This window comes from Endozoicomonas sp. ALC020 (assembly GCF_049275935.1).
Classification (GTDB): Bacteria; Pseudomonadota; Gammaproteobacteria; order Pseudomonadales; family Endozoicomonadaceae; genus Endozoicomonas_A.
Genome location: NZ_CP184830.1, coordinates 713502 through 726183, shown reverse-complemented (window position 1 = coordinate 726183; position 12682 = coordinate 713502). Strand labels below are relative to the sequence as shown.

The following is a 12682-nucleotide window of genomic DNA, read 5'->3' as shown; positions in this document are numbered from 1 at the left end:
CTGGGCTTCTTCAGAATAAACGGACATTACCGTCTGATGCAGCAGCTGGATCAATGGATACGTCGGCGCAAGCCGAAAACGCGGCACTGAAACGTGATCGGACCAGGTGCGGACCCGCTTAAGGAGTTGATGTGGAAGCCGGAGGTTAGAAACGTCCGACTGTCCGATTTAGCAGGTTTAAGTACCTGGTTAGGTACTTATCTACCGGCTTATTCGATTCAGTTACAATCAAAATAAGTCAAAGCCTGCTCTAAAAATAATTTAAAGCTGTTTGGAAAAGACTTTGTAAGAGTCGTTAATTCGTTTAATAGCTTATTTATTTCTTCCAGATAACTCCAAGTCTCGGATACGTCAATTGTGTCGTTCTGGTCAAGATATTCTTTTAGCTTGTTGTTTAAAATCTGGTATGACAAAGCTTTCTGTGAAAATTCAGAACTATCTTTATCCGCCTTATCAGCTAATTCCGTTAGGGTGCCACACTTGTGCTCTTGAAAAGTGCCTGAAAAACTTGCGTCCCCAGAGACGCCAGCAACACTAAACAGCCTGCCCATTGCTACTGATTGCCCTGGATTGCCAGCTGAAACTTTCATCCGCTCAAAAGCCTTTTTTGCTAGCAATTCAGAATCATTCGTGACTGTTTTTGTGAGTGTGGCTAAATAAGCTTTGCTCATTGATAACGATGAAAAAACTCTCTCTAAAGATTCGTTCATAGATACTAAGTGAGGAATGATGGTGAAAATGGACTGAGACCCAAAGGTTGTTATGATAGTTTGAACTCTTTCAGCCAGTTCCAGAAACTCACTTCCTCTCCTGTCCATGTCATCTATAAGCTGTCGTCCTTGCTTTAAGTGTTCTTCGCTTATTTTAATCGCAAAGACAAAGGGAGATGAAACGATCAATATAACCGAAATAAAAACTGTGGTAAAAGTTTGCATAGGTGTTTCAACTTCTTTTCGGTTTGCATTTTTGCTCATGTTCTGCCAGCTAACCCCTGCTTCACCACGCGGGCAAAGCACGTCGGGAAGAGAGGTGAAGCCTCGGGATAGAATTGGCAGAATTACGCGATAACTATAGTGTAATCAGTGATAGCTGGGTGGTGATGTGCTGGCAGTGAGGCCCTGATACGCCAGGTAAATCTCCGGGAACCTCTGATGCGTCGGCAGCTACAGCGAAATTGTGAGATTGAGTAATGAACTTAAGGAGCTGGCCGGTCACAGCAGCTGATATTTAATGGAGAGAATCACCGTAACCGATTTCTTGTGAGGTGTCGGTAAGGGCAGGGAGCGCTCAATGGCTTTCAGACTACTGGCTTCGAATGCCTTTTTACCGGCCAGTACAGTCGCCTTTTCCAGTGTTCCGTCAGAGTTGATTTCAATTTTGATTTTTACTTCTCCTTCCAGTCGCCTTCTTTTAGCCTGGTAGGGATACACTTTGTAGCGATTGATCCGGTATTGAAGTTGAGCCACCCATTTCTGAAATTCATCAGGCTCCAAATGCCCGGCTTTTGAAGTGATGAGTTCTTCGACGGGCTCTCCCGATGTCTGCTGGTTGAGAGCAGATACCGGAGGCTCACCCGGTTTTGCGTGCCTGTGTTTGTTTTCTTCCTGATTGGCCGACTCTTGCTGAATCTTTTTCTTTTCGGCTCTGGTCGTTATGACTTTCTTGTTCTCTGCTTTTTCAGCCTGCTCTGTTTTTTCAGTGCTTTGAATGTGTTCAGTGTTTTCAATCTGAGAATCTGGCTTTGTCAATTCCGAGCCGGTCATTGCTTCTGTAGCGGTCAGGTTTTTTTCAATGGCAGGTGTTATGTCGGGTTGATGAGACACCAGTTTGATTTGAATGCCGGGTGATTTTGCAGCAGTCAACCAACTACTCCCGCTATAGCCCAAAAGTAAGGTGTGAAAGACAACTGACAACGTCAGGGGGATGACCAGATGCCTGATGGTGGTTTCCTGTTCCATGATTGGCAACCCACAGAGCATAGCAATTTAAACAGGAATTAAAGAAACAGGTCTGTAGAGGAAACCCCGACATGGTCAGGGCTTCTTAAGAATATCAGGAAGGCTTTACCGGGCTACCAAAATCCCGAGGCCCGGTATGACAAAGAAGGCCAGCAAAAGATACAGGAATGCATAAGCGCGGTTTTTTATAGCCAGATCAGACAATTTTTCTGCAGCGTAGAGAGGAATCTCACGGAGCCACCTGATGCCATAGATAAGGGCTACGGCAAACACGTTGAAGAACAAGTGTACCAGAGCAATGGTCATTGCGTGCTCTGCGTCTGCACCGACGATGGCCGTTGCTGAAAGCAGCGCTGTGATGGTTGTACCGATGTTGGCACCCAGAGTAACAGGGTACATCTGACGAACGGTGAAGACGCCACTGCCTACCAGAGGAACCATAAGACTGGTGGTAGTAGAAGAGGATTGCACCATTACGGTCATAACAGTACCGGAGGCAATACCGGAAATCGGACCACGACCAATAGACTTGTGCAGAATGTCCCTGGCACGTCCCACCATAACTTTTTTCAGCAGCTTGCCCAGTCTTACGACCGAGCTGAAGATAAGGAAGATACCGAAGGCGATCATGGTCAGGCCAGCCAGCGTGCTGTCGGGCAGGAGGCCTGCAAAATCCTTGACAATATTCACGGCCGGCTTGGTCAGGGGTTTGACGAAATTCAGGCTGCCCATATCAATAGCAGAGCCACCCACCAACAGTGCGGCTATGTGCTGTGAAATATCGCTCAGGAAGCCGGTCATCAATTCCAGAGGCAACAGAATCAGAACCGCCAGATAGTTAAAGAAGTCGTGAACTGTCGAAGCAGCAAAAGCTCGCTTAAAGGATTTGTCGCAACCCATGTGACCCAGACTGACCAGAGTATTTGTGATGGTGGTACCAATATTGGCTCCCATTATCATGGGGATCGCCATCTCTACCGGCAGGCCGCCAGCCACGAGGCCAACGATAACAGAGGTTACTGTACTGGAAGACTGAACCAGAGCCGTGGCGAGGGTACCGGCTATCAGTGCCAGCATAGTGTTGTTGGCAAAGCTGAACAGCTCTGCAGCTGCTTCTGCGCCACCTACGGCCATTTTAAAACCAGAGCCCACTACGCTGACGGCAACCAGGAGAGCATAGATCCAGAGGATAACTCTCAGCCAGATACGGCCATAGTGCCTGCTGGTGTATTTATAGTCAGCTTTGGTGCTGGCTTGACTTGTTGCTTCAGACATTTTCTGCACCTTGGTGCTGTGTGGATAGAGATGATGGCGAAAATATAGGTGTTTTGTTTCAGAAATATTACAGTTATGACATTTTTTTGAAATATTTAAAAAGCCCTCCAGGACCAGAGGGTGTCGCAAAAGGTCAATTAAAACGCTTCAAGCTTCAAACCGTCATCTCCGCGAAGGCGGAGATCCACTGTTCGTGGTGGGTTCCCGCCTACGCGGGAACGACGATCTTGATATATCCTGCTGACCATACCCTTTTGCGACACCCTCACCAGGGCAAAGACTGCAGAAATATGACAGTGCTCGTTTTCGGGGCAACCCTTTTCCATGCCGGAACCCGGAGGTCCCAAAAGCATGGGAGCCAGAGTGATGCGACAACCTGCAGAACAGGGAGTAGTTACCTGAGAAGTTTATCGAACAACTGCACTCTAACCGTTTCTCCTGCCTCAATATTTCCCTGGGAAGCGGGCAAAATGATGTAACAATTAGCCATACTCATGGATCGGAGAATCCCCGACCCCTGACTGCCCGATGTGACTACCTCGGCTTCTCCTCTCTCGTTGGTTGAGAGAATGCCCCTCTGGAATTCCAGGCGACCGGGTTGTTTCTTCAGGGGAGTGAGGCACGTTGCTGGTAGTTCAGCAGCAGGAGTTGGTTCTGCTCCCATCATATGTTGCAATGCGGGCGCTGCCAATTGTTGGAAAGTTACCGTAGCGGAAACCGGATTGCCGGGTAGCCCAAAGAAAACACTGTTGGGAAGTTTACCAAAGGCAAAGGGTTTGCCGGGTTTAATGGCCAGCCTCCAGAACGAAGTATGGCCTATTTCACTGAGAATATCTTTGACAAAGTCGACGTCACCTACGGATACCCCACCAGAGGTAACAACTGCATCAGCCTGCTGATCAGCTTTCAGAAAAGCTTTCCGGATCTCGTTGCGGTCATCATGGAGTTTTCCAAGGTCAATCACTTCTGCACCCAGTCGCTTGAGCATCGCTGATACTGCAAACCTATTGCTGTCGTATATATTACCTTGTCCGAGAGTCTCGCCGGGCAGCTTCAGTTCATCACCCGTGGAAAAGAGCGCTACTTTTATTCTGCGAATGACTGGAACTTCAGGGATTCCCAATGAAGCCAGCAGACCTATATCCTGGGCTTTGATGATGTGTCCCTTTTCAAAAACCTGACAACCTTGAGGAATATCTTCACCGGCACGGCGAACATTATTGCCTGACTGAGAGGGTAGCTTGCTGAAAGCAATACCCTGTGAGGTTATCTCGGCCTGCTCCTGCATGATGACCGTATCGGCACCTACAGGAATGGAAGCACCTGTCATGATTCTTATACAGTGGCCAGCGGGCATAGAACCCTGATAGGGATGTCCGGCCAGAGATTTTCCGGCCAGCGGCAGTATTGAATGTGGTGCCAGGTCACTGAAACGGACTGCATACCCGTCCATGGCTGAATTATCATGGGACGGAACGTTAACCGGCGAAATAATTGCCTCAGAGATAACCCTGTCCAGGGAGTCAGCCAGAGCCACTGTTTCAGTTTCAGTGACGACCGGTGTTTCTGTCATCAGTTTCTCAAGCCCTTCGTGCAGGGGCATGAGCCCCGGGGCAGAACAGCAGTCAGTCATTGAAAGGTCTCCTCGATACAGTTTTTGAAACTGCTCTTAAAGTAAAAGCTATAAATGAATTCAGCAATCTGTTTCTTGTTATTTGTATCACTCGATATTGTCCTTTAAGGCATGGCTATTTTATCGGGTTAGGGTTAGGATGAGCCCCTAATTAATTTTAATAAAGCGCCGAGCTTCGCAACCTAACCCTCACCATGAAGGTACGGTTGTCTGGCCGTGACCTGATGCGTGTTACACGCAGGGTTGCCAGGGTTCACACAGAAATGTCTGGGCCTCCCGTGTTTGGAAAGGTGTGAAATGCGACCATTACAAGACCAACAGGGACGAACGTTTCCCTATCTCAGACTGTCTCTGACTGATCTGTGCAACTTCACTTGCAACTATTGCCTGCCTGATGGCTGTGATGAGCATCGTCACAAGCAGTCGCTGGATGTTGCCGAAATTAAACGTCTGGTGACCGCTTTTTCGGCGGTGGGTGTTGAGAAGGTTCGCCTCACTGGCGGTGAGCCTACCCTGCGCTCTGACTTCAGGGATATTGTCAGTACTCTTAAGTCCATTCCGGGGATTCAGAAAGTGGCTATGACCACAAATGGTTACAAAATGGACCAGAGAGTTGAGTCCTGGCTGGCTGCTGGTGTTGATCAGATTAATGTCAGTATCGACAGTCTGGACCCCCGAGCCTTTGCAGCAATAACCGGGCACGACCGCCTTCAGGAAATACTGGTGGGTATTGACAAGGCCTTCGCAAAAGGTCTTCCTTCTATCAAGGTCAATGCGGTTTTGATGAAAGGGGTCAACGACATCCAGCTGGAGGCGTTTCTGAAATGGATTAAGCACCAGCCTGTTACCATGCGTTTCATTGAGTTGATGCAGACGGGTGATAATAGTCGCTTTTTCAATCAATACCATGTCCCCGGAAAACAAATAAGGGATCAGCTTCTGGAGCAGGGCTGGGTCAGAATGGCCAGAAATAAAGATGCGGGTCCGGCTTACGAATATTGTCATCCTGAGTATCAGGGGCGCATTGGACTGATTACCCCCTACTCAAGAGATTTCTGTAAAGACTGCAATCGTCTGAGGGTTAGCAGTCAGGGGCATCTGCAACTTTGCCTGTTCTCGGAATCAGGCCATGACCTTCGACATTTCTTACAGGACGACAGCCAGCAGGATGAATTGATTCAGGAAATTCGATCAGCACTGAGGTTGAAAGTAGACGGTCATTTTCTGGAACAGGGGTATACCGGAGGTACTCGCAATCTTGCCCAGATTGGAGGCTGATATAGCTCGGCCTTCGCTTTAGGTGACTGGGGGTTATTGTCGGCACACAGGGCACAAAGGTGATTGTGTCGTCCATGCGTGAATGCATGCTGCACAGTAGAAGTGCTTTAAACACTCCCCAGCGGCGATAGGGGATCTTATGGGGTCCATACAAATAGAGCATAATCCGCCAAAGAGTTTTACTGCCAGATAGTCAGTAATTCTTGCTGACAATGCGTGCTCTGTTACTCGGGCAACGAGACTGCAAAAGGCTAGTGGTAAGTTTTCATCACTACTGAAAAATGCTATCAGGTCGTAGATGAAGTTAAAATAAAAGCATGATATTAAGCTTATTGAAAAAGCAAAAGCTAACTCTTGACGAAAAACATTACCCGATTTAAGTAGATGGTAAATTAAAAAAGAAGCACTTGTTGATTCAACTAAGCGTAAAGGTAGCCTGATTTCATCATAATATAACGAGAGAGAAGTTAATAAATTTAACAGGTCCCTGAGAAAGCTCTGTTCGTAATCTTTATGTGAAATAGTCAGGTCGGAATTTACATATTCATCATTATAAGTATTATCTTCAGATCCGTAAGAAGTGCCACAAGATATTAGCAAGACAAATATCACTAATTTGCATAAATAGAGCATATCTGTTGTGTATGGATTTTAGGGAACACTCAGTCAAGATAGATTACGAAGGGTCATGTTACAAATATCGAGCAGGTTTTACCTGCGAGCACCCGCTGAAAATGGCTGGAGCAAAAGGTGCTTCAGCCAAAATCCATTCAGTTTTCGAAATGGATATTTATTGAACGGGTTGATCGCTATTCTATTTATTTTATCGGGAGGTTACTGTCGGCATACAGGGCACAAAAGTGATTGCGCCTCCCATGTGCGAAGGCATGCACTGCAATACCAGTGCCTTCTGCAGCCTGCACAGTTGATAAAGGTACTCATTTGTTCCAGACAAATAGGACATATTCCTGAAAAAAGTTTTACTGACAAATAATAGGTAATAAATAGAGACAATGCGTGCTCCATCCTTTGTGCGATGAGTGTAAATATGAATAATGATAGATCTTCGTAATTATGCTGATTAGTTCTTAGGTCATATGAAAAGTTAACGACAGCGCTTAATAAATAAACAAAAAGATACTCATGATGAAAAGTACTGCTCAGCTTAAGTAGACAGAAATTCAACAAACACTGAGATGTTATCTCAGTTAAACGTAAAGGTAGCCTGAATTCATCATAATGTGACGAGAGAAAGGTTAATAAATTTAAGAGGCCAGTTGAAAGGCTCTGTTTGTAATCTTCATATGAAATAGTGTGGTTGGGATTTTTATATTCATCATCATAAGTATTATCTTGAGAACCGTAAGAAGTGCCACATGATATTAGTAAGATAAATATCACTAATCTACCTAAATAGAGCATATCTAATGTTTATGAATTTTAGGGAACAAGTAGTCAAGATAGATTACGAAAGGTCATGTCACAAATATCGAGCAGGCTGCACCTGCGAGCACCCGCTGAAAATGGCTGGAACAAAATATGCCTCAGCCAAAAAACATTCAGTTTCTGAAAAAGGCATTTATTGAACAGGCTGATCGCTATTATTCTTTATCATCAGTGGGTTACTGCCGACATACAGGGCAAAAAGGTGAATGTGCCAGCCATTGATTAAGGCAGTCTGCACAAAACAAATGTCTTCTACAACGTGCATATCGGAAAGGGAATCTTAAGGGCTCTAAACAAATAGGACATGATTCTGTGTGAATTTTTACTAAAAATATTAAGGGCTTTAAACAAAAAGAACATGATGCTGCGACAATGACTACAAAAGTTATGTGCTCCGTTGTTTGTGCAATGAATCTAGGTAAGAATAATAATAATGATCTTCCATGATTTTTAATATTCATGCTTATGTCGTATATAATATGAAACAAAAAACTTGATCCAAAAATAAATGATAAAATTTCAGTATATATATTACGAGGAGGCTCTCTACCTATTTCAAATAGATGGATATTAAATAAAAGACATACGATTTCAACAGCACGCAGCGGTAGCCTGACTCCATCATAATATATTAAGAGACCGCTTAAGAAATTTAACAGGTTACTCGAAGCACTCTGTTCATGGTCTTCGTATGAAATAGTTTGGTTGGGATTTAGATATTCATCATTATAAGTATTATCTTGAGACCCGTAAGAAGCACCATAAGATATCAGTAAGATAAACATCACTGATTTACATAAATAAAGCATATCTATTGTCTGGGGATTTTAGGAACACTTGGTCATGGTAGATTACGAAAAGTCATATCACAAAAATCCAGCACGCTGCACCTGCGAGCAACGGCTGAATATGGCTGGATAAAAAGATGCTCCAGCCAAAAGTCGTTCCGTTTCCGAAATAGGCATTTATTGTACAGGCTGACCGCTATTCTCTTTAGTTCATTGGCGGCTTACTGACGACATACAGGGCAAAAAGGTGAATGCGCCCGCCATTGACCAATGCAGGCCGCACAAAACAAATGTCTTGCACAAGTTGCAAATTGGACAGGAAATCTTAAGGACTCTAAACAAATAGGACATGGTTCTGTGAAAAGTATTACTAACAAATGTTCGGCAATTGCTAAAGACATTATGTGCTCTATTCTTTGTGCAATGAATTTGGCTAAGGATAATAATGAGATTCCATGATTTTTAACATTCATTCTCGTGTCGTATATACCATTAGCAAGATGGCTTGATGCAAGGCTATATGAAAAAATCATACGACATGTTTCAGGAGTTACTCTACGCATTTTAAATATATATAAATCAAAAAAAACAACAGCTGCTATTTCAGTCGCACGTAGAGGCAGCCTGAACCCATCATAATATAAAGAGAGAGTGCTTAATAAATTTAACAGGTTACTCGAAAAACTCCCTTCGTAATCTTTATATGAAATAGTTTGGTTGGAACTTACATGTTCATCATTATAAGTATTATCTTGAGACCCATAAGAAGCACCATAAGATATGAGCAAGATAAATATTACTGATTTGTATAAACAGAGCATATTAATTGTGTGGTAATTTTACGGAGTACTCGGTCATGGTAGACTGTGGGGGGTTGTGCAACAAACAATCCAGCATGCTGCACCTGCGAATATCCACTGAATGAACAGTCCTCCGGACTGATCCCTTACATCAATGCCTGCAGGGCCTGGCCCGGCTGGGCAATATTTTTCGCGAAATTGGCTAAACATAAAAATGTTCACTGGCGTGTACATTCTGTTTAAGGCAGGTATAATCACGTTCCAAGGCTGGTCGGGCGAATATAATTTTTAAAGACATTTATTTGTTATGGACACTGAGTCAGTCTTGATCTCGACTGCCTGTGGTAACCTTCTTGATGACTCATACGATCTTTGATACTCCCATTATTAATACTCTCTTTCGTTTAATCTCTACTCTGGGTCTGAAGCTTGCGGGCTGGAAGTTGTCGGGTAAAAAGCCGGATGCTCGAAAGTACGTCCTTATTGCTGCTCCCCATACCAGTAACTGGGACTTTATTCTGGTGATTGCCATTGCCTTTAAATTCGGTCTCAAGATTTCCTGGATGGGCAAGAGCAATCTTTTTAAAGGCCCCATGGGCCCCATAATGCGCTGGATGGGCGGCATACCTGTGGAGCGAAGCCGTAATACCGGACTGGTGCAGCAAGTTGTCAACCGGTTTAATGCTTCCGAGGATCTTATCGTTACCATTCCTCCCGAGGGAACGCGCAGCAAGGTGGGCCAATGGAAAAGTGGTTTTTACCATGTTGCGGTTGGAGCCGGTGTCCCCATTGCTCTGGGATTTCTGGATTTTAAAACCAGAGTGGGAGGTTTCGGCCCCATGTTCTTCCCTTCGGATCACTATGAGAGTGACCTGAAAAAAATTCAGCACTTCTACCAGGGGATGACGGGCAAAAGGCCTCACAGGTTCTGAAAGGAGCCCGCAGTGTTCTTCGCGCGTTTTGCGTAGCTGAGGTCAATGGCCGCAAATAAATAACGAGTAGTTGTAAATCCTGCTGTCCTATCGGTTAAATACAGGGAGGTTGCTTGAAATACAGCTATCTATGTTGAGCGAATAGCGATAGAATAACCGACCTTTTGTGGAAGGGCTGTTAATAAGACCTTCCAGGGAGACTGGCTGAGAATGCTCTGCAGGCGTTCCCGGGCTGCCTCCCAGATGTCCTGGTACTCCGTTTACCTCTGTGATCGGTTTGCATATTGAACTCTCATCGGATGCCGATCCTGTCAGTTCTTTCGAGATCTTCAACGAAGTCATGGACACCCAACTGCCATGAGTGAAAAGGCCACCGCCTGTTTGTGAACCCGGTGGCCGGAGCATGGTTAATAATCACTGCGCGTTACGAAAAGGACCGTGCGGTGGATCAGTGTACATGGGAGCCTGTTTGCAGGCTCAGGTCGCAAGGTCCGAAAAGAACGATCAACGCTTTCATTGAATTATTCAAGCTAAGCAATCACTTGTCTGACTCTCTGAAATCTGTCCTGTTCCACAGAACATGGTGACCGACTTTCTACCCGCGACTGGCCCATGGGTGATTCTCACGGCTTAAGACCGGCGCTACCCCGTCGGCTGCCTGTCAGAGTATCTAAAGGGAGAACACTGATTGTATCAATGCCTAATTTTTTGGAGTACTTGATGTCTGACGACACAACCCCTGCTGAGTCAATAATTACCTTCGCTGAACTGCCTCTTTCCCCGGCAGTAATCAAGGCGGTAAAGGATGTCGGTTATGAAACACCTTCTCCTATCCAGGCTCAGAGTATTCCCCGGATTCTTGAGGGCAGAGACCTGCTGGGTCTGGCTCAGACCGGTACTGGCAAAACTGCCGCGTTTGCCCTGCCTATGCTTTCCAGTCTGGATATGAAGGCCAATGATCCTCAGGTTCTGGTGCTGACACCTACGCGCGAGTTGGCCATTCAGGTGGCTGAAGCTTTTCAGCGTTACGCGCGTCACATGAAGGGCTTTCACGTGCTGCCGGTTTACGGTGGGCAGGATATGCGTGGTCAGCTGAGAGGCCTCAAGCGTGGTGCTCATGTTATTGTGGGCACGCCGGGTCGTGTCATGGACCATATTCGCAGAGAGAGCCTCAAGCTGGATGCTTTGAAAGCAGTTGTTCTGGATGAAGCCGATGAAATGCTGCGCATGGGCTTTGTCGATGACATTGAATGGATCATGGAACAGACACCGGAAGAGCGTCAGGTGGCCCTGTTCTCTGCCACTATGCCCAGACAGATTCGCAAGATAGCGGATACGCACCTGAAAAATCCTGCCACTGTTGAGATTAAGGCGAAAACCGCCACTGTTGATACCATCACCCAGAAAGTCTGCATGGTCAGCGGTTTCCACAAGCTGGACGCACTGACACGAATCCTTGAAGTCGAACCTTTTGATGCCATGATAATCTTCGTGCGCACCAAAACTGCAACCGTAGAGCTGGCTGAAAAGCTCGAGGCCAGAGGCTTTGCTGCTGCTGCATTGAATGGTGACATGAGCCAGGGGTTGCGTGAAAAAGTAGTAGATCGACTGAAGAAAGGCTCTCTCGATATTCTGATCGCTACAGATGTAGCGGCCCGTGGTCTTGACGTTGAGCGAATGTCTCACGTTGTAAACTACGACATTCCTTATGATACAGAAGCTTATGTTCACCGTATTGGTCGTACTGGCCGTGCAGGTCGTCAGGGTGTAGCTATTCTTTTTGCTACGCACCGTGAGCGTCGTATGTTGCGAGCTATTGAACACGCCACTCGCCAGCGCATTGAGACTATGCGTCTGCCGTCTATGCGTGATGTTCGTGATATGCGCATTCGTGCCTTCAAGGAAGAAGTGGTGAAATCTCTGGAAATGGGCGAAGAGCTGGATGTATTCCGTGAAATCATTGCTGAGCTGGAAACCGAACATGCTCTGAGCCACGAAGATATGGCCGCTGTTCTCTGCTTTATGGCCCAGAAAGAACGTCCGTTCCCGGATGGTAAAGAGCCTGAGCGTCCACAGCGTGAGCGACGTGATCGTGGAGACAGAGGCGATCGTGGTGAGCGCGGTGCGCGTCCACGTCGTGATCGTAAAGAAGACAATGAAGGTATGGTTCGTTACCGTGTTGATGTAGGTCGCGATCAGGGCATTACCCCCGGAGACCTGGTCGGTGCGATTGCCAACGAAAGTAATATTTCAGGCAAGAATATCGGTCACATTCGCCTGTTTGACACCTGCTCTTCCGTCTACCTGCCAGAAGGTGTGGATGCTTCCATTCTGGATGCTCTGAAAAACGTCAAGGTCCGCAACAAGGCTCTGGATCTGAAAATCTGGGCTGATGACGGTCGTCGTGATCACAATCGTCCCCGACGTGGCCGTGGTCGTGATGGCGAAGGTTTCAGAAGAGATCGTGACAATCGTGGTGGGGACCGGCGTCAGGGTTCTCGCAGGCCTCGCCGTGAAGCATAAGTCAATCATCTTTCATTGATTATGAAAAAGCAGAAGTCTGGTACTTCTG

General features: G+C 46.1%; 11 protein-coding genes and 1 riboswitch. Of the genes, 4 read left to right on the top strand and 7 right to left on the bottom strand.

Going from position 1 to position 12682, the window contains the following annotated elements; all coding sequences use genetic code 11:
- Window positions 1-218 precede the first annotated feature (218 nt).
- The 4 genes from ACOJUO_RS02705 to moeA all read right to left on the bottom strand — a co-directional run bounded on the left by ACOJUO_RS02705 (window position 219) and on the right by moeA (window position 4866).
- Entirely contained in the window at window positions 219-974 is a 756-nt protein-coding gene (locus ACOJUO_RS02705) for a hypothetical protein (protein ID WP_422135216.1), read from the bottom strand.
- A 237-nt stretch (window positions 975-1211) separates the two neighbouring features.
- Complete coding sequence (locus tag ACOJUO_RS02700) at window positions 1212-1958, bottom strand: TonB family protein (RefSeq protein ID WP_422135215.1); 747 nt, start codon at window positions 1956-1958, stop codon at window positions 1212-1214.
- A 105-nt stretch (window positions 1959-2063) separates the two neighbouring features.
- Window positions 2064-3233 (bottom strand): Na/Pi symporter, encoded by a 1170-nt coding sequence (locus ACOJUO_RS02695; protein WP_422138835.1) that lies wholly within the window; start codon window positions 3231-3233, stop codon window positions 2064-2066.
- 394 nt (window positions 3234-3627) lie between these two features.
- Window positions 3628-4866 carry a molybdopterin molybdotransferase MoeA gene (gene moeA / locus ACOJUO_RS02690; protein ID WP_422138834.1) on the bottom strand — a complete coding sequence of 413 codons (1239 nt, stop codon included), beginning with the start codon at window positions 4864-4866 and terminating at the stop codon, window positions 3628-3630.
- A 154-nt stretch (window positions 4867-5020) separates the two neighbouring features.
- A riboswitch (molybdenum cofactor riboswitch) is annotated at window positions 5021-5175 on the top strand.
- Between moeA and moaA the strand changes: the two genes are divergently transcribed.
- Complete coding sequence (gene moaA / locus ACOJUO_RS02685) at window positions 5164-6144, top strand: GTP 3',8-cyclase MoaA (protein WP_422138833.1); 981 nt, start codon at window positions 5164-5166, stop codon at window positions 6142-6144. Its footprint overlaps the riboswitch before it by 12 nt.
- A gap of 33 nt (window positions 6145-6177) precedes the next feature.
- On the opposite strand, the gene ACOJUO_RS02680 is transcribed toward moaA, so the two are convergent.
- The gene (locus tag ACOJUO_RS02680) at window positions 6178-6777 is read right to left on the bottom strand and encodes an RING finger domain-containing protein (protein WP_422138832.1); all 600 of its coding nucleotides are present in this window, start codon (window positions 6775-6777) and stop codon (window positions 6178-6180) included.
- A 906-nt stretch (window positions 6778-7683) separates the two neighbouring features.
- Between ACOJUO_RS02680 and ACOJUO_RS02675 the strand changes: the two genes are divergently transcribed.
- Complete coding sequence (locus ACOJUO_RS02675; protein ID WP_422137149.1) at window positions 7684-7812, top strand: hypothetical protein; 129 nt, start codon at window positions 7684-7686, stop codon at window positions 7810-7812.
- Here the strand turns inward: ACOJUO_RS02675 and ACOJUO_RS02670 are convergent.
- On the bottom strand, window positions 7767-8051 hold the full coding sequence (locus tag ACOJUO_RS02670; RefSeq protein WP_422137036.1) for an RING finger domain-containing protein: 285 nt from the start codon (window positions 8049-8051) through the stop codon (window positions 7767-7769). The two genes, ACOJUO_RS02675 and ACOJUO_RS02670, sit on opposite strands and share 46 nt — an antisense overlap.
- Before the next feature lie 548 nt (window positions 8052-8599).
- Window positions 8600-8779: an RING finger domain-containing protein gene (locus tag ACOJUO_RS02665; RefSeq protein WP_422137035.1), complete on the bottom strand. Its 180-nt coding sequence runs from the start codon at window positions 8777-8779 to the stop codon at window positions 8600-8602.
- Window positions 8780-9534: 755 nt separating this feature from the next.
- Between ACOJUO_RS02665 and ACOJUO_RS02660 the strand changes: the two genes are divergently transcribed.
- Window positions 9535-10110, top strand: coding sequence for a lysophospholipid acyltransferase family protein (locus ACOJUO_RS02660; protein ID WP_422135205.1), 576 nt, complete (start codon window positions 9535-9537; stop codon window positions 10108-10110).
- Window positions 10111-10830: 720 nt separating this feature from the next.
- The gene (locus tag ACOJUO_RS02655) at window positions 10831-12633 is read left to right on the top strand and encodes a DEAD/DEAH box helicase (RefSeq protein WP_422138831.1); all 1803 of its coding nucleotides are present in this window, start codon (window positions 10831-10833) and stop codon (window positions 12631-12633) included.
- Window positions 12634-12682 lie beyond the last annotated feature (49 nt).

Coding starts and splice junctions, on each gene's coding strand:
- ACOJUO_RS02665 (WP_422137035.1), bottom strand. CDS start 8,779: ATGTCTTTAGCAATTGCCGAACATTTGTTAGTAATACTTTTCACAGAA.
- ACOJUO_RS02680 (WP_422138832.1), bottom strand. CDS start 6,777: ATGCTCTATTTATGCAAATTAGTGATATTTGTCTTGCTAATATCTTGT.
- ACOJUO_RS02670 (WP_422137036.1), bottom strand. CDS start 8,051: ATGAATATTAAAAATCATGGAAGATCATTATTATTATTCTTACCTAGA.
- ACOJUO_RS02660 (WP_422135205.1), top strand. CDS start 9,535: ATGACTCATACGATCTTTGATACTCCCATTATTAATACTCTCTTTCGT.
- ACOJUO_RS02705 (WP_422135216.1), bottom strand. CDS start 974: ATGAGCAAAAATGCAAACCGAAAAGAAGTTGAAACACCTATGCAAACT.
- ACOJUO_RS02695 (WP_422138835.1), bottom strand. CDS start 3,233: ATGTCTGAAGCAACAAGTCAAGCCAGCACCAAAGCTGACTATAAATAC.
- ACOJUO_RS02675 (WP_422137149.1), top strand. CDS start 7,684: ATGCCTCAGCCAAAAAACATTCAGTTTCTGAAAAAGGCATTTATTGAA.
- moeA (WP_422138834.1), bottom strand. CDS start 4,866: ATGACTGACTGCTGTTCTGCCCCGGGGCTCATGCCCCTGCACGAAGGG.
- ACOJUO_RS02700 (WP_422135215.1), bottom strand. CDS start 1,958: ATGGAACAGGAAACCACCATCAGGCATCTGGTCATCCCCCTGACGTTG.
- ACOJUO_RS02655 (WP_422138831.1), top strand. CDS start 10,831: ATGTCTGACGACACAACCCCTGCTGAGTCAATAATTACCTTCGCTGAA.
- moaA (WP_422138833.1), top strand. CDS start 5,164: ATGCGACCATTACAAGACCAACAGGGACGAACGTTTCCCTATCTCAGA.